This window comes from Sphingomonas sp. S-NIH.Pt15_0812 (assembly GCF_003951315.1).
Classification (GTDB): Bacteria; Pseudomonadota; Alphaproteobacteria; order Sphingomonadales; family Sphingomonadaceae; genus Sphingomonas.
This window is the reverse complement of sequence record NZ_QLJH01000011.1, coordinates 107,486-132,014: the sequence shown is the minus strand read 5'-3', so window position 1 is coordinate 132,014 and position 24,529 is coordinate 107,486. Positions and strand designations below refer to the sequence as shown.

At 68.7% G+C, this 24,529-nt stretch carries 26 protein-coding genes; 16 read left to right on the top strand and 10 right to left on the bottom strand.

Features of this window, described 5'->3' with window-relative positions; translation table 11 throughout:
* Positions 1 to 42 precede the first annotated feature (42 nt).
* Positions 43 to 708 (top strand): alpha/beta hydrolase, encoded by a 666-nt coding sequence (locus BRX43_RS09605; protein ID WP_125994632.1) that lies wholly within the window; start codon positions 43 to 45, stop codon positions 706 to 708.
* Positions 709 to 884: 176 nt separating this feature from the next.
* Here BRX43_RS09605 and BRX43_RS09600 read toward each other — a convergent pair whose 3' ends face one another.
* Positions 885 to 2,378, bottom strand: coding sequence for a replicative DNA helicase (locus BRX43_RS09600; protein ID WP_125994631.1), 1,494 nt, complete (start codon positions 2,376 to 2,378; stop codon positions 885 to 887).
* A 108-nt stretch (positions 2,379 to 2,486) separates the two neighbouring features.
* Here BRX43_RS09600 and BRX43_RS09595 point away from each other — a divergent pair, with 108 nt between their 5' ends.
* The 7 genes from BRX43_RS09595 (at position 2,487) to BRX43_RS09565 (ending at position 8,461) form a co-directional block, all read left to right on the top strand.
* Positions 2,487 to 2,969, top strand: coding sequence for a UPF0262 family protein (locus tag BRX43_RS09595; protein WP_125994630.1), 483 nt, complete (start codon positions 2,487 to 2,489; stop codon positions 2,967 to 2,969).
* A 4-nt stretch (positions 2,970 to 2,973) separates the two neighbouring features.
* Positions 2,974 to 3,417: a cytidine deaminase gene (locus BRX43_RS09590; protein WP_125994629.1), complete on the top strand. Its 444-nt coding sequence runs from the start codon at positions 2,974 to 2,976 to the stop codon at positions 3,415 to 3,417.
* A 154-nt stretch (positions 3,418 to 3,571) separates the two neighbouring features.
* Positions 3,572 to 3,769: a preprotein translocase subunit SecE gene (gene secE, locus BRX43_RS09585; protein ID WP_125994628.1), complete on the top strand. Its 198-nt coding sequence runs from the start codon at positions 3,572 to 3,574 to the stop codon at positions 3,767 to 3,769.
* Positions 3,770 to 3,782: 13 nt separating this feature from the next.
* The gene (gene nusG / locus BRX43_RS09580; RefSeq protein ID WP_125994644.1) at positions 3,783 to 4,319 is read left to right on the top strand and encodes a transcription termination/antitermination protein NusG; all 537 of its coding nucleotides are present in this window, start codon (positions 3,783 to 3,785) and stop codon (positions 4,317 to 4,319) included.
* A 295-nt stretch (positions 4,320 to 4,614) separates the two neighbouring features.
* Positions 4,615 to 5,046 (top strand): 50S ribosomal protein L11, encoded by a 432-nt coding sequence (gene rplK / locus BRX43_RS09575; protein ID WP_125994627.1) that lies wholly within the window; start codon positions 4,615 to 4,617, stop codon positions 5,044 to 5,046.
* 4 nt (positions 5,047 to 5,050) lie between these two features.
* Positions 5,051 to 5,743 carry a 50S ribosomal protein L1 gene (gene rplA, locus BRX43_RS09570; RefSeq protein WP_125994626.1) on the top strand — a complete coding sequence of 231 codons (693 nt, stop codon included), beginning with the start codon at positions 5,051 to 5,053 and terminating at the stop codon, positions 5,741 to 5,743.
* 222 nt (positions 5,744 to 5,965) lie between these two features.
* Positions 5,966 to 8,461: a PhoX family phosphatase gene (locus tag BRX43_RS09565; RefSeq protein WP_125994625.1), complete on the top strand. Its 2,496-nt coding sequence runs from the start codon at positions 5,966 to 5,968 to the stop codon at positions 8,459 to 8,461.
* A 48-nt stretch (positions 8,462 to 8,509) separates the two neighbouring features.
* On the opposite strand, the gene BRX43_RS09560 is transcribed toward BRX43_RS09565, so the two are convergent.
* On the bottom strand, positions 8,510 to 9,352 hold the full coding sequence (locus tag BRX43_RS09560) for an oxidoreductase (protein ID WP_125994624.1): 843 nt from the start codon (positions 9,350 to 9,352) through the stop codon (positions 8,510 to 8,512).
* 102 nt (positions 9,353 to 9,454) lie between these two features.
* On the opposite strand from BRX43_RS09560, the gene BRX43_RS09555 reads away from it, so the two are divergent.
* The 3 genes from BRX43_RS09555 (at position 9,455) to BRX43_RS09545 (ending at position 12,443) form a co-directional block, all read left to right on the top strand.
* Positions 9,455 to 11,098, top strand: coding sequence for a thiamine pyrophosphate-binding protein (locus tag BRX43_RS09555; protein WP_125994623.1), 1,644 nt, complete (start codon positions 9,455 to 9,457; stop codon positions 11,096 to 11,098).
* Positions 11,095 to 11,556 carry a YaiI/YqxD family protein gene (locus BRX43_RS09550; protein WP_125994622.1) on the top strand — a complete coding sequence of 154 codons (462 nt, stop codon included), beginning with the start codon at positions 11,095 to 11,097 and terminating at the stop codon, positions 11,554 to 11,556. The genes BRX43_RS09555 and BRX43_RS09550 overlap by 4 nt, the downstream gene beginning before the upstream one ends.
* A 107-nt stretch (positions 11,557 to 11,663) precedes the next feature.
* Complete coding sequence (locus tag BRX43_RS09545) at positions 11,664 to 12,443, top strand: SDR family oxidoreductase (protein WP_125994621.1); 780 nt, start codon at positions 11,664 to 11,666, stop codon at positions 12,441 to 12,443.
* A gap of 3 nt (positions 12,444 to 12,446) precedes the next feature.
* Here BRX43_RS09545 and BRX43_RS09540 read toward each other — a convergent pair whose 3' ends face one another.
* The 6 genes from BRX43_RS09540 to BRX43_RS09515 all read right to left on the bottom strand — a co-directional run bounded on the left by BRX43_RS09540 (position 12,447) and on the right by BRX43_RS09515 (position 17,798).
* Positions 12,447 to 12,866 (bottom strand): Hpt domain-containing protein, encoded by a 420-nt coding sequence (locus tag BRX43_RS09540; RefSeq protein WP_125994620.1) that lies wholly within the window; start codon positions 12,864 to 12,866, stop codon positions 12,447 to 12,449.
* A 91-nt stretch (positions 12,867 to 12,957) separates the two neighbouring features.
* Positions 12,958 to 14,334, bottom strand: a complete 1,377-nt coding sequence (gene der / locus BRX43_RS09535; protein WP_125994619.1) for a ribosome biogenesis GTPase Der — start codon at positions 14,332 to 14,334, stop codon at positions 12,958 to 12,960.
* A gap of 92 nt (positions 14,335 to 14,426) precedes the next feature.
* Positions 14,427 to 15,752, bottom strand: coding sequence for a PQQ-binding-like beta-propeller repeat protein (locus BRX43_RS09530; protein ID WP_125994618.1), 1,326 nt, complete (start codon positions 15,750 to 15,752; stop codon positions 14,427 to 14,429).
* A complete protein-coding gene (locus BRX43_RS09525) occupies positions 15,749 to 16,468 on the bottom strand; it encodes a tetratricopeptide repeat protein (protein ID WP_125994617.1) in 720 nt (239 codons plus the stop codon). Before BRX43_RS09525 ends, BRX43_RS09530 begins: the two co-directional genes overlap by 4 nt.
* 115 nt (positions 16,469 to 16,583) lie before the next feature.
* The gene (gene panB / locus BRX43_RS09520) at positions 16,584 to 17,444 is read right to left on the bottom strand and encodes a 3-methyl-2-oxobutanoate hydroxymethyltransferase (protein ID WP_125994616.1); all 861 of its coding nucleotides are present in this window, start codon (positions 17,442 to 17,444) and stop codon (positions 16,584 to 16,586) included.
* 3 nt (positions 17,445 to 17,447) lie between these two features.
* The gene (locus BRX43_RS09515; protein WP_125994615.1) at positions 17,448 to 17,798 is read right to left on the bottom strand and encodes an ArsC family reductase; all 351 of its coding nucleotides are present in this window, start codon (positions 17,796 to 17,798) and stop codon (positions 17,448 to 17,450) included.
* 132 nt (positions 17,799 to 17,930) lie between these two features.
* Between BRX43_RS09515 and BRX43_RS09510 the strand changes: the two genes are divergently transcribed.
* The 5 genes from BRX43_RS09510 (at position 17,931) to BRX43_RS09490 (ending at position 22,993) form a co-directional block, all read left to right on the top strand.
* Positions 17,931 to 18,152: a hypothetical protein gene (locus BRX43_RS09510; RefSeq protein WP_125994614.1), complete on the top strand. Its 222-nt coding sequence runs from the start codon at positions 17,931 to 17,933 to the stop codon at positions 18,150 to 18,152.
* 54 nt (positions 18,153 to 18,206) lie between these two features.
* Positions 18,207 to 20,255, top strand: a complete 2,049-nt coding sequence (locus tag BRX43_RS09505; protein WP_125994613.1) for an NAD(+) synthase — start codon at positions 18,207 to 18,209, stop codon at positions 20,253 to 20,255.
* A 114-nt stretch (positions 20,256 to 20,369) separates the two neighbouring features.
* Complete coding sequence (locus BRX43_RS09500) at positions 20,370 to 21,182, top strand: CDP-alcohol phosphatidyltransferase family protein (protein WP_241214880.1); 813 nt, start codon at positions 20,370 to 20,372, stop codon at positions 21,180 to 21,182.
* Positions 21,182 to 22,273, top strand: a complete 1,092-nt coding sequence (locus tag BRX43_RS09495; protein WP_125994611.1) for an inositol-3-phosphate synthase — start codon at positions 21,182 to 21,184, stop codon at positions 22,271 to 22,273. The genes BRX43_RS09500 and BRX43_RS09495 overlap by 1 nt, the downstream gene beginning before the upstream one ends.
* A gap of 12 nt (positions 22,274 to 22,285) precedes the next feature.
* Entirely contained in the window at positions 22,286 to 22,993 is a 708-nt protein-coding gene (locus BRX43_RS09490; RefSeq protein WP_125994610.1) for an NTP transferase domain-containing protein, read from the top strand.
* Between the two features lie 67 nt (positions 22,994 to 23,060).
* Here the strand turns inward: BRX43_RS09490 and BRX43_RS09485 are convergent, their stop codons facing one another.
* Both BRX43_RS09485 and modB read right to left on the bottom strand, forming a co-directional pair.
* On the bottom strand, positions 23,061 to 23,837 hold the full coding sequence (locus tag BRX43_RS09485) for an ATP-binding cassette domain-containing protein (protein WP_241214879.1): 777 nt from the start codon (positions 23,835 to 23,837) through the stop codon (positions 23,061 to 23,063).
* Positions 23,837 to 24,526, bottom strand: coding sequence for a molybdate ABC transporter permease subunit (gene modB, locus BRX43_RS09480; protein ID WP_125994609.1), 690 nt, complete (start codon positions 24,524 to 24,526; stop codon positions 23,837 to 23,839). Before modB ends, BRX43_RS09485 begins: the two co-directional genes overlap by 1 nt.
* Positions 24,527 to 24,529 lie beyond the last annotated feature (3 nt).

Sequence of the window (24,529 nt, the reverse complement as noted above, 5' to 3'; positions counted from 1 at the left end):
CCCCCACCCCGTCTTCGGGGCCCTGTTGTCGGGAGAAGCGCCATGGGTTCGTTCGCACCGTTCGAGACCGTCCAGCCGACGGTCGTCACCGTTCCCGGCCTGGGTGGCTCGGGTCCGTCGCATTGGCAGAGTTTGTGGGAGAGCAGCCGGGTCGACACGATCCGCGCCGAGCTTGGCATGTGGCACACGCCGCATCGCAACAGCTGGGTCAACCGGCTGGACGAGGCGATCCGCCATGCCCATGCACCGGTGATCCTGGTGGCGCATTCCCTGGGCTGCCAGGCGGTGGCGTGGTGGGCGCAACTCAGCCCGCAGCCCTATGGCTGGCCGGTGGCCGGCGCGCTGCTGGTCGCGCCCGCCGATGTCGATCGCCGCGACGCGCCTGTCGAGCTGACCGGCTTCGCGCCCGCCCCGCGTCTCTCGCTGCCCTTCCCGTCGATCCTGGTCGCCTCCACCGACGATCCCTGGGTGTCGATCGAACGCGCCCACAGCATGGCGGCCGACTGGGGCAGCCATTTCCTCGACATCGGCGCGCATGGCCATATCAATGCGGCGAGCGGGCTCGGCCTGTGGCGCGAGGGGCAGGAACTGCTCGACCGCGTGATCGCCGCCGCGACGGACGGCCATGGCCATCGCCGCACCCCCGGCGACGCCCGCGCCGTCCTGACCGCCCGGCGTGCGGATCATGGGTCGGGGTTGCGGCAGTAAGGGTGGCGAGCGAGCGCCGTTTCCTTCTTAGCTGTTCCCCGGCGAAGGCCGGGGCCCAGTTGGAAAGGTGGTTGTAACGGAACGCTGCCCGTCATCACCAAGGTTTCGTAACCGGGCCTTGGCCTTCGCCGGGGAACGAGAAGTGGAGGGATCAGCGGCCGCTGCCGCCTCTAACTTCAATAGCCCGCATAATCCGAGAAGCGGGTGATGGTCGGATCGAACTTCAGCACCACCTTGCCGGTCGCGCCGTGGCGCTGCTTGGCGACGATCAGCTCGGCCAGGCCATAGACGCGCTCCATGTCGCTGGCCCAGGCGGCGTGGTCCTCGAACACCTTGGCATTGTCGCCCTCGACCGGCCGCTTCGGCTCGCGCGCGGCGGTGTAGTAATCCTCGCGGAACACGAACCAGACCATGTCGGCGTCCTGCTCGATCGAGCCCGATTCGCGAAGGTCCGACAGCATTGGCCGCTTGTCCTCGCGGCTTTCAACCGCGCGGCTCAACTGCGACAGCGCCAGCACCGGCACGTTCATGTCCTTGGCCAGGGTCTTCAGTCCGCGCGAGATCTCCGAGATCTCCTGCACGCGGTTGCCGTCGCCCTTGCCGCCGGCGGTCAACAGCTGGAGATAGTCGACCACGACCAGCCCCAGTTCGTTGTTATGCCGCCGCTGCAGGCGGCGCACGCGGGTGTGGAGCGCGGAGATCGACAGGCCGCCGGTATCGTCGATGAACAGCGGCAGATTTTCCAGCTCCGCCGCCGCCTGGGCGAGCTGGCCGAATTCGGCGCGGCTGATCTTGCCCATGCGGAGGCTTTCGGAGCTGATCCGCGACTGTTCCGCCAGGATACGCGTGGCGAGCTGGTCGGCGCTCATTTCCAGGCTGAAGAAGGCGACCTTGGCGCCGACCGATTCGGAGGGCGGGATGCCGTCCGCCATGTCGCGCATCCAGCGGCGCGCGGCGTTGAAGGCGATGTTGGTCGCCAGCGAGGTCTTGCCCATGCCGGGACGTCCCGCCAGGATCATGAGATCCGACCGGTGCATGCCGCCGATCTTGGAATTGACCGAATCGAGGCCGGTGGTGATGCCCGAGACATGGCCGCCACTGTTCAGCGCGCGCTCGGCATTCTTCACCGCCATGGTGGTCGCCTGGGCGAAGGTCTTGATCGAGCTTTCCGCGCCGCCGTCGCCCGCGACCTTGTACAACTCCTCCTCGGCCAGTTCGATCTGGGCGCGCGGGTTCACCTCCTCGGACGTGTCCATCGCCCGGTCGACCAGCGTGCGGCCGACCGTGACCAGCGCGCGCAGCATCGCCAGGTCGTAGATCTGCTGCGCGAACTGGCGCGCGCCGATCAGGCCGGCACCCGAGCCGGTCAGGCTGGCGAGATAGGCCGGGCCGCCCAGTTCGCGCATCCCCTCGTCCGCCTCGAACATCGGGCGGAGCGTGACGGGGGTGGCGAGCATGTCGTTGCCGCGCAGCGTCTTGATCGCGGCGAAGATGCGGCCGTGCAGGGGCTCGAAGAAATGCGCGGGCTCCAGCCGGTCGACCAAGTCGTCCGCCAGTCGGTTGTCGATCATCATCGCGCCGAGCATCGCGGCTTCGGCCTCGACGTTGCGGGGAAGCTGCTGCGGCTCGGCGGCGGCAGTGGCGGGAGTCGGAAAAGCAAGCGTGGCCATCGGCCCGCCGTAGACCCGGCCGCCCCCTCCCCTCAAGCATCCTGCGGCAAACCGCCGGTCGCGGCGCGAAAGATTGTCGTTCCGCCTCCGACCCTCTATCGCGGGGGCATGGCCGATCCGCGGATCATCGACATCGAACTGGACGAGCGCAGCCTGGGCTGGCGCTCCGCCGATGTCGAGCAGGAGCGGCGGATCGCCATCTTCGACCTTCTCGAAGACAACCGCTTCGCGCCCCAGCGCGAGCAGCCCGACGGCTATGCCGGCCCCTATCGCATCAAGCTGGAGCAGGAGGAGGGCCGCCTGGGCATCCACATGCACCGCGAGGACGGTTCGCACCTGGAGACGCTGGTGCTGGCGCTCGGTCGGTTCCGCCGCCCGATCAAGGACTATTTCGCGATCTGCGACAGCTATTACGAGGCGATCCGCAAGGCGAGCCCGGCGCAAATCGAGACGATCGACATGGCCCGACGTGGCCTCCACAATGACGCGGCCACGATGTTGCAGGAGCGGCTGGCGGGCAAGATCGAGGTCGATTTCGACACCGCCCGCCGCCTCTTCACGCTCATCTGCGTGCTGCATATCCGCGGATAGACTGATGACCGACGAACAATTGATCCAGGCCGCGCGCGACGCGGCGCGCCATGCCCATGCCCCCTATTCGCGCTTCGCCGTCGGCGCGGCGCTGTTGATGGAGGGCGGCGACATCGTCACTGGCGCGAATGTCGAGAATGCGAGCTACGGCCTGTCGCTCTGCGCGGAGACGGTGGCGATCGCCACCGCCAGCGCCAGCGGACGCCTGCGCGAGATCGTCGCGGTGGCGGTGATCGGCGGCGCGATGGACGCCGAGGGGCGGCCGACCGGCGCCCAGCCGGTCTCCCCCTGCGGCCGCTGCCGCCAGGTGATCAACGAGGCCGCGCAGCTGGGCGGGCGCGACCTGCCGGTGCTGTGCGGCGCGGCGGAGGGCGAGGCGATCGCCCGCTATCGCCTGTCCGAACTGCTGCCCGCCGCCTTCGGTCCCGGCGATCTGGGCATCTCCTGACGCCGACGCTTTCTCGCGCCTTGCCTTTCGCGGTTCCCCCGCTTAAGTGCATGGTCTATCCGACAGCGAGGATGGCGCCCCGCGCCGGTTTCCGTAAGGGAAGCGGCGAGTGGTTCCATGTCTCCCGATCGTGCAATTTCATGGGCTGAACCAAGTGGCGAAGACGACCCCTGTCGAGTTCATCAACCAGGTGAAGGTGGAGACCAAGAAGGTCTCGTGGCCGAGCTGGAAGGAAACGTGGATGACCGGCCTGATGGTCGTCATCATGACCACGATCCTGGCGCTGTTCTTCCTGGGCGTGGACTCGTTCTTCAACGCGGTGGTCACCGCCCTGCTCAAGCTCGCGCAGTAAGGACTGAATGACGATGGCGCGCTGGTACATCATCCACGCCTATTCCGGCTTCGAGGGCAAGGTTCGCGACGCGATCATGGCCGAGGCGACCCGGCTCGGGCTTGACCGGCTGGTCGAGCAGATCGAGGTGCCGACCGAGACCGTGACCGAGGCCCGGCGCGGCAAGAAGATCGCGGTCGAGCGCAAGTTCATGCCCGGCTATGTGCTGGCCAAGCTCGACATGAACGACCAGGTCTATCACCTGGTCAAGAACACGCCGAAGGTGACCGGCTTCCTGGGCTCGATGGGCAAGCCCCAGGCGATCAGCGAGGCCGAGGCTGCGCGGATGCTCAACTCCAAGGAGGAGGCCGCCGCCGCGCCGAAGACCAAGGTCAAGGTCGATTACGAGATCGGCGACGCGGTCAAGGTGCTGGAGGGTCCGTTCGCGACCTTCAACGGCGTGGTCGAGGCATTGGACTTCGACAAGTCGAAGGTCTCGGTTTCCGTGTCGATCTTCGGTCGCGCCACCCCGGTGGAGCTGAACTTCGAACAGGTCGAGCGGAGCAAGTAAGGCCAAGCCGGATGCGGCCGGCTGTGCCGGTCGCAAGACGGCACAGGCCCGGCCGGCGGGTGGGCTCAGCCGAACCCGACCGGCGACGCGGAATTCCCTCCCGCGTCGGCCGCCTCAAGCGGAACCCAAGCGCACAGGCTTTACGCCGCGTCACATCCCCGCTAAGGGCCCCACTTTCCGTTTCCCGGCCGCGCTCCCGCGGCCAGGCGCAACCGTTCGCGGTCGCGACGTTCGGGGGCAAGTGATTGCGGGAGGCCGGCATCGGCCGACAGCACCGCTAAACTGAGAGAGACACATGGCAAAGAAGATCACAGGTTACATCAACCTGCAGGTTCCGGCCGGCGACGCGAAGCCCGCCCCGCCGATCGGCCCGGCGCTGGGTCAGCGCGGCGTGAACATCATGGAGTTCTGCAAGGCGTTCAACGCCGCGACGACCGACATGGCCAAGGGGACGCCGATCCCCACCAAGATCACCGTCTATGCGGACCGTTCGTTCTCGTTCGAGACGAAGACCCCGCCGGCGACCTTCCTGATCAAGCAGGCGGCGAACCTGAAGTCGGGCTCGAAGGAGCCGGGCAAGGTGTCCGCGGGCAAGATCGCCCGTTCGAAGCTGTCGGAGATCGCCCAGGTCAAGATGAAGGACCTGAACGCGAACGACATCGAAGCGGCGACGAAGATCATCGAAGGCTCCGCCCGCGCGATGGGCCTCGAAGTGGTGGAGGGTTGAGATCATGGCCAAGCTGACCAAGAAGCAGAAGGCGAACAGCATCAACCCCGAGCAGCTGCACGGCGTTGACGAGGCGATCGCGCTCGCGAAGAGCAACGCGACCAGCAAGTTCGACGAGACCATCGAGGTCGCGCTGAACCTGGGCGTCGATCCGCGTCACGCCGACCAGATGGTCCGCGGCGTCGTCAACCTGCCCAAGGGCACCGGCAAGACCGTGCGCGTCGGCGTGTTCGCGCGCGGCCCCAAGGCGGACGAGGCCCGTGAGGCCGGTGCCGACGTGGTCGGCGCCGAGGACCTGATGGAGCAGATCCAGGGCGGCAAGATCGACTTCGATCGCTGCATCGCGACCCCGGACATGATGGGCGTCGTCGGTCGCCTCGGCAAGGTGCTGGGCCCCAAGGGCCTGATGCCGAACCCGAAGCTGGGCACCGTGACGATGAACGTCACCCAGGCGGTCAAGGACGCCAAGTCGGGCCAGGTCGAGTACCGGGTCGAGAAGGCCGGCATCATCCACAGCGGCATCGGCAAGGCGTCGTTCCCCGCCGAGGACCTGCGCGCGAACTTCGACGCGCTGGTCGACGCGGTGGTGAAGGCCAAGCCGTCGGGTGCCAAGGGCAAGTATGTCCGCAAGGTCGCGATCTCCTCGACCATGGGCCCGGGCATCAAGGTCGACACGGCGGAAGTCGCCGGGGCCTGAGCTCCAAGCTGCGGTCCGCAAAGACCGACAGGAAGAAGGCCGGGGGAAACCCCGGCCTTTTTTTGTTCCCCGCAGCCGCCATCGGACTGACGCGCCTGTCATGCAAGCGTCATCGCTTTGACATGGATGCGCCATTGCGGTGCAATCACAGCGACATGCTTTGCCGCCACTGACGTCCCCGCACATGCCGGGCCACACCGGCCAATCCCCGGGGGACGTTTCATGACATCACCGTTCAGCACCATCGCCGGCTATGACGATGGCGATATCGACACCAACCGCAGCGCCAACCCCCATCTCAACGACCTGATCGAGCAGCGCTATTCGCGCCGTCAGGCGCTGATGGGCGGTCTGTCGGCGGCGGGCGCGGCGGTGTTCGGTGGCATGTTGCTGAGCGCGTGCGGCGATGACGACGCCAATAGGCCGCTGTCGATCAGCGCGGGCGACGCTGCCACCGCCACCGCGGGCCGCACCGTCACGCTGACCGGCCAGACGCAGTTCGGCGCGCGCGATCTCGCCTGGCGTCAGGTGAGCGGCCCCGCCGTCACCCTGACCAGCACCGGGGTCAACAGCGTCAGCTTCACCGCGCCCGGCGTGTCCGTCGCGACGCCATTGGTCTTCGCCTTCACCGCCGCCAGCGACACGGGCGTGAAGAGCGAGGCGCAGACCACGGTCACCGTCAGCCCCGCCGTGCTGGGTTTCACCGCCGTGGCCAAGGGGCTGGGCGACACGGTGGTGGTGCCGAGCGGCTACAACGTCACCGTCCTCTACCGGCTGGGCGATCCGCTCGCTTCGGGCGTCGCGGCCTATGCCAATGACGGCACCGACACCAATTTCGCGCAGCGCGCCGGCGATCATCATGACGGCATGAGCTATTTCGGCCTGGCCTCGTCGGGCAGCACGCCCGACGCCGCCAACAGCAATCGCGGCCTGCTGGTGCTCAATCACGAGAATATCACCGCCGCCTATCTCCACCCCAATGGCCCGACCAGCAGCAACGGCGCACGGCCCGAGGCGGAGGCGATCAAGGAGATCGAGGCGCATGGCGTCTCGGTGGTCGAGGTGAGCAAGTCCAGCAGCGGCACCTGGACCTATGTCCAGTCGTCCGCGCTCAACCGCCGCATCACCCCCAACACGCCGATGCGCTTCAGCGGCCCGGTGGCGGGCAGCGCCCTGCTCCGCACCGCCTATTCGCCGGACGGCACCAGCGGCCGCGGCACGATCAACAATTGCGCCAACGGCACGATGCCGTGGCACACCTATCTGACCAACGAAGAGAATTGGGCCGGCTATTTCCGGCGCAACGTCGGCGACGCGGCGGTGCGCAGCACGGCCGGCATGGCGAAGGAGAATGTCTCGCTCGCCCGCTACGGCATTTCGGAGGGACGCACCGGCAATAATGGCTGGACCACGGTCACGCCCGCGACCGCCGGCAACACCGTCTTCTCGCGTTGGAACGCGACCGCCGACGCCACACAGGCGGCGGACGGCAGCGGCGATTTCCGCCACGAACCCTTCCAGTTCGGCTGGGTGGTCGAGATCGATCCGTTCAATCCGGCCTCGACCCCGCGCAAGCGCACCGCGCTCGGTCGCATGAACCATGAGGGCTGTCAGGTCGGCCGCACCATCGCGGGCGTCCGCCCCGCCTTCTACATGGGCGACGATGCGCAGAACGAATATATCTACAAGTTCGTGTCCGCCACGCCCTGGTCGGCGGCGGATGCCGATGCCAGCGACCGTCTGGCGGTCGGCGACAAATATCTGAACACCGGCACGCTCTATGTCGCCCGCTTCAACGCCGACGGCACCGGCCAGTGGCTGCCCCTGGTGTTCGGGCAGAACGGCCTGACCAGCAGCAACGCCAGCTATCCCTTCGCCGACCAGGCCGATGTGCTGGTCAACACCCGCCTTGCCGCAGACGTGCTGGGCGCGACCAAGATGGACCGGCCGGAATGGACCGCCGTCAACCCGGCGACCGGCGAGATGTACTGCACGCTGACCAACAACGGCTCGCGCCGTCCGGCCGCCACTGGTTCGCAGACCGGCGTCGATGCCGCCAATCCGCGTGCCTATGTCGATCCCAAGACGACCGGCGGCTCGACCACGGGCAACGCCAATGGTCACGTCATCCGCCTGCGCGAGAGCGGCGACACGTCCGAGGCCATGACCTTCGCCTGGGACATCTACGCCTTCGGCGCCGGGTCGGACCTGGATGCAGCCAATGTCAACCTGTCGGGGCTGGACGCGACCAACGACTTCTCCTCGCCGGACGGCATGTGGTTCGGCCTGCCCAGCAACGTCACCGGCCAGGGGACGCCGCTGCTCTGGCTCCAGACCGATGACGGCGCCTTCACCGACCAGACCAATTGCATGATGCTGGCGGCGATCCCCGGTACGGTCGGCGACGGCGGCACCCGATCGGTCACCAGCAGCGTCGGCGGCAGCAGCGCGACCGTCACCACCCGGATCGGCAAGACGCCGGGCACGACGCTGCGTCGCTTCCTGGTCGGCCCCAAGCAGTGCGAGATCACCGGCATCCATTCGACGCCGGACGGCACCGCGCTGTTCGTCAACATCCAGCATCCGGGCGAGGACGGCAATCCCCGCGCGATCAGCAGCAACTGGCCGGCCAGCCAGACGGGCACCGCCGCCGGCAGCCGCCCGCGGTCCGCGACGATCGTCATCACCCGCACCGACGGGGGTATCGTCGGCCTGTAAGGACGGCGACGGGAGGGCGGCCGGGTCGCCCTCCCCCGATCCCTCCGCTTATTCGGGAAAGTCGGTCGCGATCGCCGCCTCGCGCCGTGCCTCGATCTCCTTCAGGCGGCGACGCAGCCGCTCGGTGACCTGGTCGATCCCCCATGCCCCCAGCACCATATGCCGTGGCGGTTCGGCCTCCTCCGCCAGAGAGATGATCGCCGCGGCGGCCCGCTCCGGGTCGCCGGCTTGCCGGCCGCTGACCGAGCGGGTGCTCTCCATCCGCTGCCCGACGGTCGCTTGATAGGCGTCGATCCGCACCGGCGTCTGCCGCAGCGAGCGGCCGGCCCAGTCGGTGCGGAACGGCCCCGGCTCGACACAGGTGACATGGAGGCCGAGCGGCCCGACTTCGGCGGCCAGCGCATCGGACCAACCCTCGACTGCATGTTTGGACGCGGCATAATAGCCCGAGCCCGGAAAGCCGACGAGTCCCGCGACCGAGGTGATGTTGACGACATGCCCGCCGCCCTGCGCGCGCATCAGCGGCAGCACGGCGCGGGTCAGCGCGAACAGGCCGAACACATTGGCGTCGAACTGTGCCCGGATTTCCGCATCCTCGCCCTCCTCGATGCTGGCCTGATAGCCATAGCCGGCATTGTTGACGAGCACGTCGACCCGCCCGAACCGCTCGCGCGCCGCGTCGACCGCCGCCGCGATCTGCGCGTCGTCCGTGACGTCGAGCGCCAGCGGCAACAACCGGTCGGAGGTCTCCTCCAGATCAGCGACTCGCGCCACGTCGCGCGCGGTGGCCACCACCCGCTCGCCGCGCGCCAGCACCGCCTCCGCCAGCGACCGGCCGAAACCGGTCGAACAGCCGGTGATGAACCACACCGGGTCTTGCGCTAACGCCATGATCGCTCTCCATAAATTCGGGCAGGTCGGGGTGCGAATGCGCCAGTCCCATGCCGGTTCCGGGCGGCTATCCGTTCCCATCCGCCCACGCTATGACCGGGCATGACCAGCAGAACCGGCGGCCGCCTCCTCGTCGACCAGCTCCTCGCGCAAGGATGCGAGCGTATCTTCACCGTGCCGGGCGAGAGCTTCCTCGCCGTGCTCGACGCGCTGCACGACACGCCGGCGATCGACCTGGTGGTCTGCCGGCAGGAGGGCGGCGCGGCGTTCATGGCCTGTGCCGACGGCACGCTGACGGGGCGGCCCGGCATCGCCTTCGTCACGCGCGGCCCGGGCGCGACCAATGCCTCGATCGGCGTGCATGTCGCGATGCAGGACTCGCAGCCGATGATCCTGTTCATCGGCGATGTCGATCGCGGCACCCGCGACCGCGAAGCCTTTCAGGAGGTCGACTTCCAAGCGATGTTCGCGCCGCTGTGCAAATGGGCGGCGCGGATCGACGATGCCGCGCGCATCCCGGAATATATCGCGCGCGCCTATGCCACCGCGATGAACGGACGGCCGGGCCCGGTGGTGCTGGCGCTGCCGGAGGATATGCTGCTCGATCAGGTCGAGGCGCGCGACCGGCCCCGTGTCGAGCGGACCACGCAAGCCTGCGACCCCGCCGCGCTTGCGGATCTGGAGGCGCTGGTCGAGCGCGCCGAACGGCCGCTGATGCTGGTCGGCGGTGCCGGCTGGACCGAGGCGGCCGGACGCACGGTCGCCGACTGGGCGGAGCGGCGCGGCATCCCGGTCGCCTGCGCCTTCCGCCGCCAGGACGCGATCGACAACCGAACGCCCGTCTGGGCCGGCAATCTCGGCTATGGTCCCAATCCCGCATTGGTCGCGCGGGTCCGGGCCGCGGACCTGCTGATCGTCGCCGGGCCGCGGCTCGGCGAGGCGACCACCGATGGCTATGCGCTCGTGACGCCGGACCATCCCGGACAGACGCTGGTGCATGTCCATCCCGATCCGGAGGAACTGCATCGCACCTATCGCATCGATCTGGCGATCTGCGCCGGGCTGGAGGCGTTCGGCGCGGCCCTGCAAGGCGTGGACGGCCGCCGCTTCGCCGATGGCGCGGCCGCGCACGAGGAGTATCGCCGCTGGAGCGAACCCTATCCCCGCGCTGGGGTCGCGCTCGATCTGGGGCGGTGCGTCGGCGCGATGCGCGACACCCTTCCGGCCGACACGATCATCTGCAACGGCGCCGGCAACTATAGCGGCTGGTGGCATCGCTATTGGCGCTACGCCGCAGCCGGCACGCAGTTGGCCCCCACTGCTGGCGCGATGGGCTACGGCCTGCCGGCCGCCGTCGCCGCCAGCCTCCGTCACCCGGGACGGAGCGTGGTCGCGCTGGCGGGCGACGGCTGTTTCCTGATGAACGGGCAGGAACTGGCGACCGCCGTGCAGACGGGCGCGTCGATCCTGGTGATCGTTGTCGACAATGGCGCCTATGGCACGATCCGGATGCATCAGGAGCGTGAATTTCCCGGCCGGATCAGCGGCACCCGCCTGGCCAATCCGGACTTCGCCGCGCTCGCCCGCGCCTATGGCGCCTGGGCGGAGACGGTGGAGACGACCGACGCCTTCGCCCGCGCCCTCGCCCGCGCGCAGGGGGAAACGGGCGTCCGCCTGCTCCACCTGAAGACGCAGGTCGAGGTCATCACCCCGGCGGCGATGCTGAGCGATATCGCCCGGCGATGATCCGCATCCTGGTCGATGCCGATGCCTGCCCGGTCAAGGACGAGATCTACCGGGTGGCGCTGCGACACGGGGCGGCCGTGATCGTGGTCAGCAATGCCCGGCTGCGCATCCCCGACCATCCGCTCATCGCCCGCCAGGTGGTAAGCGAGGCCTTCGATGCGGCGGACGACTGGATCGCCGAGCAGGCGGGCGCCGCCACCATCGTCGTCACCGCCGACATATTGCTCGCCGACCGGGCCCTGAAGGCGGGCGCGGCCGTGATCGCGCCCAATGGCCGCCCCTTCACCACCGCCTCGATCGGCAGCGCGATCGCGACGCGGGCGATCATGGCCGATCTACGCGCCGGCGGCGACGTGATCGGCGGGCCGCCGCCGTTCCAAAAAAGCGACCGCTCCCGCTTCCTGTCCGCCCTGGACGAGGCGCTGGTGCGGCTTGCCCGGACGATCCGCCAGGCGTAGGCTCGGACCTCGTTCAGGAGTCTTCGACATGAACCAGCAGCGGCGCTGACGAGCAGTATCGGCGGTTGCGCATCGCCGGTCGGGTTTTCATGGACAAGGCGAATATCATGCAAAGACTGACGGGAAAGACCTGCGTCATCACCGGCGCGGCGCGCGGGATCGGCTATGCCATCGCGGCGCGCTTCCAGGCGGAAGGCGGCAACGTGATCCTCACCGACATGGATGTGGAGGCGGGTGCGGCGGCGGCCGAATCGATCGACGCGCGCTTTCTGCCACTCGACGTGGGCGAGGAAGCCGAGTGGCGGCGGTTGGCGGAGGCGGTGCCGGTCGCGGATGTGGTGGTCAACAATGCCGGCATCACCGGTTTCGAACGGGGAATGGTGCCGCACGATCCCGAACATGCCAACCTGGCCGACTGGCGGGCGGTGCACCGCGTCAATCTGGACGGCACGTTCCTCGGCTGCCGCTATGCGATCGGCGCGATGAAGCCGCGCGGCGACGGTTCGATCATCAACATCTCGTCGCGATCGGGCATGGTCGGCATTCCCGGCGCGGCCGCCTATGCCGCGTCCAAGGCGGCGATCCGCAACCACAGCAAGTCGGTGGCGCTCTACTGCGCGCAGCAGGGCTGGCGCATCCGATGCAATTCGATCCACCCCGCCGCGATCCTGACGCCGATCTGGGAGCCGATGCTGGGCGACGGTCCGGATCGTGCAGAGCGGATGGCGGCGCTGGTTGCGGATACACCGCTCAAGCGGTTCGGGACGGTGGCCGAAGTGGCGGCGGTGGCGGCGATGCTCGCTTCGGACGAGGCGACCTATGTGACGGGCACGGAAGTGACGATCGACGGCGGCCTGCTCGCCGGATCGGCGGCGACGCCGGGATAGACGTCAGGCGATCTTGCGCCCGAACCCCCCGCCCCCCAGCGGCCGGCGGGGGACCGGCGGGCTCGCCTCGCGTTCGAGCAGCGTCAGCGTCTGTTCGAACAGCGGCCGCAGTCGCGTGACCGCCGGCAGCGCCGCCTCGCACGTCTCTTGCGCCTCGACGCAATCGCGGCCGATCACCTCGATCTCCTCCGCCAGCGTCGCCAGCGGCAGCGCGCCGAACTGGCGCGCCTCGCCCTTCAGCGTATGCGCGGGGATGACCAGCCCCGCCGCGTTCAGCCCCCGCATCGCCAGCTCGATCGCGGCGACCGATTTCACGCCGTCCTCGCGGAAATACCCCAGGATGCGGACGAAGCCGGTCCCCAACTCGGCCCGCGTCGCGAAAAAGGCAGGCCAATCGACCAGCGTGCTACCCTCGAACGACAATGTCTTGGCTCCACCGGCAAATCTTGCCGGGTCATAGCCGATCAAGGGTAAACAGCATCTTGCCGCACCGGCAGAAGTTTGCCTCTGGTCGTCAGTCGTCCTTGCGGTCGAACGGGTTCTTGGGCGCGCGCAGCGTCAATCGCACCGGCACCGCGCCGAAGCCGAGTTCCCGCCGCATCGAATTGACCAGATAGCGTTCGTAGCTGGCCGGCAACTGGTCGACGCGCGTGCCGAAGATGACGAAGCTCGGCGGTCGCGACTTGACCTGGGTGACGTAGCGCATCTTGATCCGCTTGCCGCCGGGCGCGGGCGGCGGGTTGGCCTCGATCGCACGTTCGAACCAGCGGTTGAGTTCGCCGGTGCCGACGCGCTTCGACCAGGCCTCGCGCACCTCGAAGGCCGCGCCGATCAACTGATCGATGCCCTTGCCGGTCGCGCCGGAGACGGTGATGACCGTCACGCCCTTCACCTGGCTGAGACCGTCCTCCAGCGCCTTCTTCACGCCGTTGAACAGCGAGGAGGCGTTTTCGGCGATGTCCCATTTGTTGAGCGCGATGATCAGCGCCCGCCCCTCTTCCAGCACGCGGTCGGCGATGCGCAGGTCCTGCGCCTCCAGTCCCAGCGTCGCGTCGAGCAGCAGCACCACCACCTCGGCGAAGTCGACCGCGTGCAACGCGTCGGCGACGGACAGCTTCTCCAGCTTGTCCTGGACCTTGGCGCGCTTGCGCATCCCGGCGGTGTCGATCAGCCGCACGGGGCGCGGCTCGCCCTTGGGGTCGGGCCACATCCAGTCGATCGCGATCGAGTCGCGCGTGATCCCCGCTTCCGGTCCGGTGATCAGGCGATCCTCGCCCAGCATTCGGTTGATCAGCGTCGACTTGCCGGCATTGGGACGGCCGACGATCGCCAGCTTCAGCGGTGCATCGGGGCGGTCGTCCTCCTCGTCGTCGACCGGCTCGTCCTCGCTGCGGTCGAGATAGGGCAGCAGCGCCTCGAACAGGTCGCCCATGCCCTCGCCATGTTCGGCGGACAACTGAACCGGATCGCCGAAGCCGAGCGACAGCGACTCGAGGATGCCCTGTTCGCCCTGACGCCCTTCCGCCTTGTTGGCGGCAAGGACGACCGGCGTGGTCGAGGACCGCAGCCAGCGCGCGATTTCTTCGTCCAACGGCACGATGCCGGAGCGCGAATCGAACAGGAACAGCGCGACGTCGGCCTGTTTCAGCGCCGCTTCGGTCTGGAGGCGCATCCGGCCGGGCAGGGTCTGGGCATCGTGATCCTCGTAGCCGGCGGTGTCGATGACGCGGAAATCGAGGCCGACCAGATGCGCGTCGCCTTCGCGGCGATCGCGGGTAACGCCGGGCCGGTCGTCGACCAGCGCGAGCTTCTTGCCGACGAGACGATTGAACAAGGTGGATTTGCCGACATTCGGCCGGCCGACGATCGCGACCACAGGGAGCTTGGGCATGATCCGCCCTTAGCCGCTACGAAGCGAGGCGTCACCCCGTCTGCGCCACGATCGGGCGGCCTTTCCGTGCCGCCCGATCGATGGGGCATCCTTTACCGGAAAGCGGTCAGGCGTCCACGCTCGTCGATGGTGTAGAGCGTCGACAGCGCCACGACCGGCGGCAGGGAGAAGGCGGTCTTGGTCTCGATCGTCGAGACGATCTTGCCGTCGCCGATACCGGCCGAGACGATCTGGCCATCGCTGTTGGTCAGGACCAGTCGGCCACCAGCCAGCACCGGACCGAACCAGGTGATCGGCCCCTTCCGCTTCTTGACGTTGCGATAGCGGGGCAGCTGCGAAATCCAACGCGCCTTGCCGCTGGCGCGCGACAGGCAGGCGAGCCGCGCATCGTCGGTGACGACGAACAGCCAGTCGCCCGCGATCCAGGGCGTGGAGATGCCCGCCAGATTCTGCTCCCACAGCCGCTGCCCGGTCGACAGGTCGAGCGAGACCATGCGCCCGCCCTGCCCGACCGCGAAGACGCGGCCATTGTCGATCACCGGATCGGCGTCGATATCGGCCAGGCTGGACACCGACATGGTGACGGCGGTGCGCGACAGCGCGTCCTGCCACAGCACGCGGCCATTCTCGTAGCGATAGGCGGAGAGTTCGCCCGACGAATAGCCGGTCACCACCGTGCCCTGGCTGGCGGCCGGCGCGGCGACGCCGAACACGCCCTGCGTCTCCAGCGTGCCCGACTGCGCCCATTGCACCTTGCCATCGGCCTGGGCGAGCGCGAACAGCTGATTGTCCTGGCTCAGCACATAGACATTGCCGTTCGCGACGGTCGGCGATCCGCGCAGCGGGCCGCCCGGCTTGGCCCGCCACAGCGGCGCGCCGTCGGCCGCCGTCATCGCCACGACATCGCCCAGGCCGTCCGTGGCATATAGCTTGCCGTCGTCGAAGCTCACGCCGCCGCCGAAGCGCGCCGCGCGCGACCGCTCGCCGTCATTGATGCTCTTGGTCCACAGCACGGCGCCGGTCCGGGCGTCGAAGGCATGGACGGTCGCGTCGACATCGATGATGAACAGCTTGCCGTCGGCGATCACCGGCGCGGCGGCCAGCCGCTCGCGATCGGACCCGCCGTTGATCGTCGCCTGCCACGCCCGGGCCGGCGCCTCGGCGAGTGCGAGCTGGCCCATCGACTTGGCGGCATTGCCGCCCGGCTGCGCCCAGGCGTCGTTGGCGAAAGGCGCGGGCAGCGTCACCTGGACATCGGCCATCGCCGGATCGGTCGCCACCTCATTCTCCGAGGCGAGGATCGGCACGCGCTGGCCCACGGTCGGCGTCTTCTTCGGGCCACCGCCCTTGAAGATGCCGCAGGAACTGAGCGCGATGAGCGCGGCGACCATCACGGGCGCGCGGAAAGTCTTGTTCATGGCTGGACCTTGCGAACGGTAGCGGCCTCGGCCGACGAAGGAGCGGCCTCCACGCCCATGGCGCTGGCCATCTGAACCGCGCGTTGACGGAGCGAGGCGGGCACGCCCTCATCCTCGGCGATCCGCGCGAAGAGCTGGCCGGCCTGTCGCGTCTGGCCCAAGCGGATCTGCGCCACCGCCATCATCTCGCCGGCGCTGCCCAGCCAGGGATTGCCCGGCACCGCCAGCGGCCGCATCCGCTCGACCACCACCTGCGGTTGCAGGCTGTCGAACTCGATCGCGGTCTGGCGCACCAGCGCCAGGTCGCGGAACGGCTTGGCGATCGAGTCGTCCTTGACGATCTCGGCAAACTTCGCCGCCGCACCCTTGGGATCGTTCTTCTGGAGCAGCAGGTCGGCCTGGGTATATTTGGCCAGCGCCTGGTAGGACGGGCCACCCTCGGCGGCGAGCTGCTTTAGCGGCGCTTCCGCCTTGGCATAATCGCCGGCCGCGACCGAATCATAGGCGGCCTGCAACTGCTCGCCCTGCACGCCCGCCGCTTCGTCCCGACGGCTCTGCCAGAACAGATAGGCGGCGAACAGGGCGAGGCCGACGACGATGGCGGCGATCAGCAGCTTGCCCCAGCGCGTCCAGAAGGCGGTGAGCTGGTCGCGGCGGACCTCGTCGTCCACCTCGCGCATGAAGACTTCAGCATTGGCGTCGGGCGGCAAGGCCAAGGAGCGGCTCCGAATTACGGGGAAACGATCAGCGCCCATAGCCGCGCCGGGACCGAAACGGAAGCCGCGTCAGCTTCGGCCCGAAAACGTGCCGGGCATGGTCCATGGCATTTTCTCAGGTCTTGGGCGCATAGACCTGTTCCGCGCCGGGAAAGGCGCGCGAGCGGACTTCGCCGGCATAGGCCTCCGCCGCCGCGCCGATCCGCCCGGCCAGGTCGTCATAGCGCTTCACGAAACGGGCGGTGCGTTCGAACAGGCCGAGCATGTCCTCCGCGACCAGCACCTGTCCGTCGCACTGGGCCGAGGCGCCGATGCCGATCGTCGGACAGGCGATGGTGCGGGTGATCTCGATCGCGATCGGCTCGACCACCCCCTCGATCACCACGGAGAACGCCCCCGCCGCCGCCACCGCCTGCGCATCGCCGACGATCTTGGCGGCTTCCTCGTCGCTGCGCCCGCGCGCGCCGTAGCCGCCGAGCAGATTGACCGCCTGGGGCGTCAGGCCGACATGGCCCATCACCGGAATGCCGCGTTCGGTCAGGAAGCGGACGGTCGGGGCCATCGCCTCGCCCCCCTCCAGCTTCACCGCCGCCGCGCCGCTGTCCTTCATCAGCCGCGCCGCGCTCAGGAAGGCCTGCTCCGGGCTGGCCTCGTAGCTGCCGAACGGCATGTCGACCACGACCAGCGACTGATAGCTGCCGCGCACCACCGCGGCGGCATGGGCGGCCATCATCTCCAGCGTCACCGGGACGGTCGAGGGCAGGCCGTAGATCACCTGGCCCAGGCTGTCGCCGACCAGCAGCATGTCGCAATGCGGATCGAGCAGTTGTGCGGTGCGGACGGTATAGGCGGTCAGCATCACCAGCGGCTCGCCGCCCTTGCGGGCGCGGATCACCGGCACGGTCAGCCGCTTGCGCGGGGCGGGCGTGGGGTTGGCGCGGCTGGTGGCGCTATCGATCGTAAAGGTGGTGGACATGACTTACTTCCCAAAAACAGACGAATAGCGATCCGGCGCAAAGCCCGCCAGCAAGGCGTCCCCCGACTCCAGCATGGGCCGCTTGATCATCGAGGGTTGCGCCAGCATCAGCGCCACGGCCTTGTCGGCGTCGATCCCGGCGCGCGCGGCCTCGGGCAGCTTGCGGAAGGTGGTGCCGGCGCGGTTGAGCACCGTCTCCCAACCCAGCCGACCGACCCAGCGCCGGAGATCCGTCTCGGCGATGCCCGCCTTCTTATAGTCGTGGAAGCGATAGGCGATGCCGGCCTGGTCGAGCCAGGCACGAGCCTTCTTCATCGTGTCGCAATTGGGAATGCCGTATAGGGTGACGTCCATCGCGCGCCTTTCCTGTTGTTTGGCGCCGCTATGCGCCCGGCGAGAGGCGATGGGCAAGCGACCTGCCAGCATCGTCTGGAACCAAAGCGCTTCGCAGCGGATACTGCCGGAACAGGCCAGGATGGAGCGACCATGACAGACCAAGCCCAGACCCTCCCCAGCGCCGGCACCTTCAGCGGCATCGTCGATGGCGACGCCAGGGTGCGGGCCGGCTCGTCCCTGGAGGTGAAGGGCATCATCGGCGGCGACCTGATCGTCGAGGACGGCGCAGAGGTTCGGATCAGTGGCATCGTCGACGGGCGGGTCCGGTTCGATGATGCGAAGGTGGATATCACCGGGATCGTCGGCGAGTGAGTGCTTTACGCCGATCAGTAGGCATTCCGGCATCGTCGCGGTATCGCGTGCGGCATGACCCAGCATCCCTTCTTCGCGCTGCATCGCCACCGCATGATCCGCGTCGCCGCCGCGACGCCGCGCGCCACGGTCGGCGACACGATCGCCAATGCCGAGGCCGCCATCGCCATGGCCACCCGCGCGCATGAGGAAGGTTGCGACCTCGTCGTCTATCCCGAGCTGAACCTCACCAGCTATGCGATCGACGATCTCCACCTGCAAAGCGCGCAGCAACGGGCGACGCTGACCGCCATCGCCGCGGTGCGCGACGCCAGCCGCACGATGAAGCCGCTGCTGCTGCTGGGGGCGGCGGTCGAGCGGAACGGGCGGCTCTACAATTGCGCCGTCGCCGTCCATCGCGGTCGGGTGCTGGGCGTGGTGCCGAAGAGCTTCTTCCCCAACTATCGCGAATATTACGAGAAGCGCTGGTTCGCCTCGCCGCTCGGCCTGTCGGGCCAGACCATGATGCTGGGCGAGGAGGAGGTGGCGTTCGGCACCGACCTGATCTTCGCCGCCAGCGACCTGCCCTTCTTCACTGTCCATGCGGAGATCTGCGAGGACTATTGGGCCCCCGCCCCGCCCTCCACGGCCGGCGCGCTGGCCGGCGCCTTGATCTGTTGCAACCTGTCCGCGTCCAACATCGTCATCGGCAAAGCGCGCGAGCGCGCGATGCTCGCCGCCGCGCAAAGCGCCCGCGCGGTCTGCGCCTATGTCTATTCCGCCGCCGGGCCGGGCGAGAGCACCACCGACCTGGCCTGGGACGGACAGGGGCTGGTCCATGAACTGGGCGAGCTGATCGCCGGGTCGGAGCGGTTCGCCACCGAACCGCAACTGCTGGTCGCGGACGTGGATTGCGAGCGGCTGATCCAGGAACGGCTGCGCTTCGGCACGTTCAACGACACGGCCGCCGCGCTCGACCATCCCGAACGGCGCTTCCGCCGCATCGGCTTCACGCATGGCGAGGATGTCCGCGACCTGGGGCTGCGTCGCGACATCCGCCGCTTCCCCTTCGTCCCCAACGATCCGGCACGGCGCGACGAGGATTGCTACGAGGCGTTCAACATCCAGGTCGAGGCCCTTGCCAAGCGCCTCGCCGCCGCCCATGCCGAGACGCTGGCGATCGGCGTGTCGGGCGGGCTCGACTCGACCCACGCGCTGATCGTCGCGGCCAAGGCGATGGACCGGATCGGGCGGCCGCGCTCGACGATCCTCGGCTTCACCATGCCGGGTTTCGCCACGGGCGAGGGCAGCAAGGCCCATGCCTGGGCGCTGATGCGCGCATTGGGCATCACCGCCGACGAGATCGACATCCGCCCCGCCGCGCGGCAGATGCTCGCCGACATGGGCCACCCCTTCGCCGAGGGGCAGCCGGTCTATGACGTCACGTTCGAGAATGTGCAGGCGGGACTGCGCACCGACTATCTCTTCCGCCTCGCCAACCAACGCGGCGGGCTGGTGCTCGGCACCGGCGACCTCAGCGAGCTGGCACTCGGTTGGTGTACATACGGCGTCGGCGACCAGATGAGCCATTATGCCGTCAATGCCGGCGTGCCCAAGACGCTCATCCAGTTCCTGATCCGCTGGTGCATCCGCACCGGGCAATATGATGCGGAGACGGACCGCGTGCTCGCCGGCATCCTGGCGCAGGAGATTTCCCCCGAACTGGTGCCGGCCGGCGCGGACGGCGCGATGCAGTCGACCGAGGAGCGGGTCGGCCCCTATGCGCTCAACGATTTCTTCGCGCATTACGTGCTTCGCCACGGGCTGGCGCCATCGAAGATCGCCTTCCTCGCCTGGCAGGCGTGGCGCGACGTCGAGGCGGGGCGGTGGCCGGAGGATTTCCCGGCCGATGCGCGCGTCGCCTATGACCTGCCGACCATCCGCTTGTGGCTGAAACGGTTCCTGCACCGCTTCTTCCAGACCAGCCAGTTCAAGCGCTCCGCCCTTCCCAATGGGCCGAAAGTGTCGGCCGGCGGAGCGGTCAGCCCGCGCGGCGACTGGCGCGCGCCGTCCGACGGCACCGCGCGTATCTGGCTGGATGAGTTGGAAAACAACGTACCGTGACGTTTCTGCCATCTTGCCAACCGCGCGGGCGGGGAGCAATGTGACCCTCCTATGACAGTCCCTCCACCGGATGGATCGCGCGATCGCCGGATCGAGGATCCATCCAATCTCCTTTTGATTCATCCGCTTGGCCGGCGGCTGCTGCCTTACGCCCTGCGTATGGGCGTGTCTGCCAATGCCGTGTCGGTGACGGGACTGTTGATCGGGCTGGGTGCGGCATTGTCCTATTCGCGGTTCGACTCGGGCGCGATGGCGCTGCTCGGTCTGGGGCTGTCGGTCCTGTGGCTGGTCGCGGACGGGCTGGACGGGATGATCGCCCGCGCCACCGGCACGGCGAGCGCGCTCGGCCGCCTGCTCGACGGGGTGTGCGACCACGGCGTCTTCATCCTCATCTATGTCGCGCTGGCGCTCCGCGTCGGCACGCCCGGCGGCTGGGCGCTGGCGATCGCGGCGGGCGCGGCCCATGCCGTGCAGTCGAGCCTGTACGAGGGCGAACGCACCCGCTTCCATCGCCGGGTCAAGGGCATCGCCGAGGGCGAGACGTCGGCCGGCGGCGGCTGGCTGGTGCGCCAGTATGACCGCCTCGCCGGCCTGCCCGGCCGGCTGGCGCGGCCGTTCGAGCGCAAGCTCGCCTCCAGCGCCGATCCGAGCGCGCTGGCGCAGATCTATGGCATGCGCGCGACCGCGCCGATGAAGCTTCTGTCATTGGAAACCGCCAATGTCCGCGTCCTGGCGATCTTCCTCGCCTGCCTGATCGGCGATCCGCGCATCTTCTGGTGGATCGAGATCGTGCCGCTCACGCTGGTCGCGATCGCGGGCCTCGCCTGGCACCGCCGGGTCGAGCGCGGGCTCCTGCAATTTTCAACACATAATCCAACGTCGCCGGCAGAACCGGCGCGTTTCTTCGTCAAGGAACAAGGTCAGTAATGGGTAGCATCCGTATCGCCATCATCGGCATCGGCAATTGCGCAAGCTCGCTGGTGCAGGGTCTGGAGCATTACCGCGAGGGCGCGAACGACCTCGTCGGCCTGATGCACTGGGAGATGGGCGGCTATCGTCCCTCCGACATCAAGGTGGTGGCCGCCTGGGACGTCGACAGCCGCAAGGTCGGCAAGGACGTGGCCGAGGCGATCTTCGCCAAGCCGAACTGCACCGCCGTGTTCGCCGCCACCATCCCGGCGACCGGTACGGTCGTGAAGATGGGCGCGGTGCTGGACGGCGTCGCCGATCACATGGCCGATTACAAGGACGACCGCACCTTCATCGTCGCCAACGACACCCAGCCGAGCAAGGCCGATGTGGTCGCCGAGCTGAAGGCGTCGGGGGCCGAGGTGTTGATGAACTATCTGCCCGTCGGTAGCCAGCAGGCGACCGAATTCTATGCGGAATGCGCGCTGGAAGCGGGCGTGGCCTTCGTCAACAACATCCCCGTCTTCATCGCCTCCAACCCAGAATGGGCGGCGAAGTTCGAGACGGCGGGCGTGCCGATCATCGGCGACGACATCAAGGCGCAGCTGGGCGCGACCATCGTCCACCGCGTGCTGACCGACCTGTTCGCCAAGCGCGGCGTCAAGCTGGACCGCACCTACCAGCTCAACACCGGCGGCAACACCGACTTCCTCAACATGTCGAACCATCGCCGGCTCGAGTCGAAGAAGATCTCCAAGACCGAGGCGGTGCAGTCGGTCGCGGCGGAGCGGCTGGAAGAGGACAATGTCCATATCGGCCCGTCCGACTATGTGCCGTGGCAGAACGACAACAAGGTCTGCTTCCTGCGCATGGAGGGCCAGCTGTTCGGCGGCGTGCCGATGAACCTGGAGCTGCGCCTGTCGGTCGAGGACTCGCCCAATTCGGCGGGCGTCGCGATCGACATGATCCGCTGTGCCAAGATCGCCAAGGACCGCGGGCTGAAGGGCGTGATCGATCCCGCCAGCGCCTATTTCTGCAAGCATCCGCGCACCCAGATGACCGACGACATCGCTCAGGTCGAGGTCGAGAAGTTCATCGCGGCCGCCTGAAGGCCATAGGGCATGATCGACACCGCCGTCCTGCTCGCCGCCGGCCATGGCAGCCGGTTGCGGACCCATGCGCCCTACAAGCCGCTCTGCCCGGTGGCGGGGCGGCCGTTGATCGACCATGCCCTGACCGGCCTGGCGGAAGCGGGACTGTCGCGCGCGATCGTCGTGCTGGGTTATGGCGCGGAGGCGATCGAGGATCATCTGGCGTCGCGTTGCTGGCCGCTGAGGATCGAGACGGTGATGACGCGCGACCATCACCAGCCCAACGGCGTCTCCGTCCTCGCCGCCGCGCCGCGCCTCAATGGCCGGCCGGCGATGCTGGCCATGTGCGACCATCTGGTCGTGCCCGCCCTCTACGCGCGGATGGCGGCGGTGGAAGTGGGCGACGGGGCAACGCTCGGCGTCGATCGGCGGATCGGCCATCCCTGGGTCGACCCCGACGACGTCACCTGGGTCCGCACCCGGGGCGACCGCATCGTCGCGATCGGCAAGGGGCTGGCCGAGGCGGACGCCTATGACACCGGCGTCTTCGCGATCGGCGAAGGGCTGTTCGCCGCGCTCTCCGGTCTCGACGCGCCGTCGCTGACCGAAGGGATGCGGATGCTCGCCGACAGGGGTCGGGCCGGCGTCGTCGATTGCAGTGACCTCGACTGGATCGACGTCGACGACGCCGCCGCGCTCGCCAAGGCGGAGGCGTGGCAGCTCGCCCTGGCGGCGTGAGGTAACGCTGGAAAGCCGCCAAGGTGCATGGGGTCGGGCGATGCCCTGCCCCATGCCGCGTGCCTCGCTATCGCTCCAGTCGCAGCGCCGTACCGATCGGCGCATCGAGGCCCGGCACCACGATGCGCTGCCCCGCGATCACCACCACGCCCGGCGCCACCACTTCCCCCAGCCGCGTCGGCGCCGGCAGCAGGTCGGCCGGCGTTCCTTGCGCCGTCACGCTCCCCGCCGCCATCAACACGCAATGATCGCCCAGCGCGCGCGCCTCTTCGGCGCTGTGCGTGACGTAGAGCATCGGCAGGGCGAAGCGCCGTTTGAGCGCCAGGACGAAGGCCAGCACCTCCTCGCGCCGCGCCGCATCCAACGCCGACAGCGGCTCGTCGAGCAGCAACAGGTCGGGCTGGCTCAGCATCGCGCGTCCCAGCGCCACGCGCTGTCGCTCGCCGCCGGACAGGTCGCGCGGTGCGCGGTCCAGCAGCGGGCGGATCGCCAGCACGTCGATCACCGCATCGGCCGCGATCCGGTCGCGCCCGCCGGCCCGGCGCTGGCCATAGGCCAGATTGCGCGCCACGCTCAGATGCGGAAACAGGCGGGCGTCCTGATGGACGATGCCGATCCGTCGCCGCTCGGGCAGCACGAACCGGCCGGAGCCGGTGTCGGTCAGCACCCGCTCGCCGATCGCGACCAACGCCGGTTCCGCCTTCGCCAGTCCGGCGACCACCGCCAGCGTCGCCGACTTGCCCGCGCCCGAGGGACCGAACAGGATCGTCGCCCCGTCCTCCGGCCCTTCGAAGGCGACCGACAGGCGGAAGTCCCCCAGCCGCCGTTGCGCCGCGACGCGCATCACCGCCCCGCCCGCCGCCGGCCATGCCGCAGCAGCAGTTCCGAGAGCAGCAAGCCGCCGAGCGCGGCCGCGAAGGACAGGAGCGACAGGCGCAGCGCCGCCCCCTCGCCGCCCGGCACCTGCAAGGCGGAATAGATCGCCAGCGGCAGGGTCTGGGTCTCGCCGGGGATATTGGCGGCGAAGGTGATGACCGCGCCGAACTCGCCCAGCGCCGCCGCGAAACCGATCACCCCGCCCGCGATCAGTCCGGGCAGCGCCAGCGGCAGGACGATGGTGACCGCGCGGTCCCATGGCCCCGCGCCCAGGCTCCGCGCCGCTTCCTCCAGCCGGGGATCGACCGCTTCGATCGCCTGCCGCACCGCGCGTAGCATCAGCGGAAAGGCGGATACCCCCGCCGCCAGCGCCGCGCCGGCCGGCGTGAAGGCCAGCCTGACCCCCCAGGTCGCATTCAGCCATTGCCCGATCGGTCCCTGTGCGCCGAACAGCATCAGCAACACGAAGCCGATCACCACCGGCGGCAGGATCAGCGGCGCGTGGAGCAGCGCATCGAGCAGCACCCGCCCCGGAAACCGGTGCCGCGCCAGCAGCCAGGCGAATGCCGTCGCCGCGATCATCCCCCAGAAGGTCGCCCATCCCGCGATGCGCAGGCTGAGCAGCAGCGCCTGCCCCTCCTCGGGCGTCAGCAGCATAGC

Bases quoted from the DNA above. Each gene is read 5' to 3' on its own strand.
- BRX43_RS09510 (WP_125994614.1), top strand. From the start codon at position 17,931: ATGACAGACCAAGCCCAGACCCTCCCCAGCGCCGGCACCTTCAGCGGC.
- BRX43_RS09545 (WP_125994621.1), top strand. From the start codon at position 11,664: ATGCAAAGACTGACGGGAAAGACCTGCGTCATCACCGGCGCGGCGCGC.
- BRX43_RS09485 (WP_241214879.1), bottom strand. From the start codon at position 23,837: ATGCGCGTCGCGGCGCAACGGCGGCTGGGGGACTTCCGCCTGTCGGTC.
- BRX43_RS09600 (WP_125994631.1), bottom strand. From the start codon at position 2,378: ATGGCCACGCTTGCTTTTCCGACTCCCGCCACTGCCGCCGCCGAGCCG.
- nusG (WP_125994644.1), top strand. From the start codon at position 3,783: ATGGCGCGCTGGTACATCATCCACGCCTATTCCGGCTTCGAGGGCAAG.
- BRX43_RS09595 (WP_125994630.1), top strand. From the start codon at position 2,487: ATGGCCGATCCGCGGATCATCGACATCGAACTGGACGAGCGCAGCCTG.
- BRX43_RS09530 (WP_125994618.1), bottom strand. From the start codon at position 15,752: ATGAACAAGACTTTCCGCGCGCCCGTGATGGTCGCCGCGCTCATCGCG.
- rplK (WP_125994627.1), top strand. From the start codon at position 4,615: ATGGCAAAGAAGATCACAGGTTACATCAACCTGCAGGTTCCGGCCGGC.
- BRX43_RS09515 (WP_125994615.1), bottom strand. From the start codon at position 17,798: ATGGACGTCACCCTATACGGCATTCCCAATTGCGACACGATGAAGAAG.
- BRX43_RS09605 (WP_125994632.1), top strand. From the start codon at position 43: ATGGGTTCGTTCGCACCGTTCGAGACCGTCCAGCCGACGGTCGTCACC.
- modB (WP_125994609.1), bottom strand. From the start codon at position 24,526: ATGCTGCTGACGCCCGAGGAGGGGCAGGCGCTGCTGCTCAGCCTGCGC.
- BRX43_RS09495 (WP_125994611.1), top strand. From the start codon at position 21,182: ATGGGTAGCATCCGTATCGCCATCATCGGCATCGGCAATTGCGCAAGC.
- der (WP_125994619.1), bottom strand. From the start codon at position 14,334: ATGCCCAAGCTCCCTGTGGTCGCGATCGTCGGCCGGCCGAATGTCGGC.
- BRX43_RS09590 (WP_125994629.1), top strand. From the start codon at position 2,974: ATGACCGACGAACAATTGATCCAGGCCGCGCGCGACGCGGCGCGCCAT.
- BRX43_RS09490 (WP_125994610.1), top strand. From the start codon at position 22,286: ATGATCGACACCGCCGTCCTGCTCGCCGCCGGCCATGGCAGCCGGTTG.
- BRX43_RS09565 (WP_125994625.1), top strand. From the start codon at position 5,966: ATGACATCACCGTTCAGCACCATCGCCGGCTATGACGATGGCGATATC.
- BRX43_RS09505 (WP_125994613.1), top strand. From the start codon at position 18,207: ATGACCCAGCATCCCTTCTTCGCGCTGCATCGCCACCGCATGATCCGC.
- BRX43_RS09555 (WP_125994623.1), top strand. From the start codon at position 9,455: ATGACCAGCAGAACCGGCGGCCGCCTCCTCGTCGACCAGCTCCTCGCG.
- rplA (WP_125994626.1), top strand. From the start codon at position 5,051: ATGGCCAAGCTGACCAAGAAGCAGAAGGCGAACAGCATCAACCCCGAG.
- BRX43_RS09560 (WP_125994624.1), bottom strand. From the start codon at position 9,352: ATGGCGTTAGCGCAAGACCCGGTGTGGTTCATCACCGGCTGTTCGACC.
- panB (WP_125994616.1), bottom strand. From the start codon at position 17,444: ATGTCCACCACCTTTACGATCGATAGCGCCACCAGCCGCGCCAACCCC.
- BRX43_RS09550 (WP_125994622.1), top strand. From the start codon at position 11,095: ATGATCCGCATCCTGGTCGATGCCGATGCCTGCCCGGTCAAGGACGAG.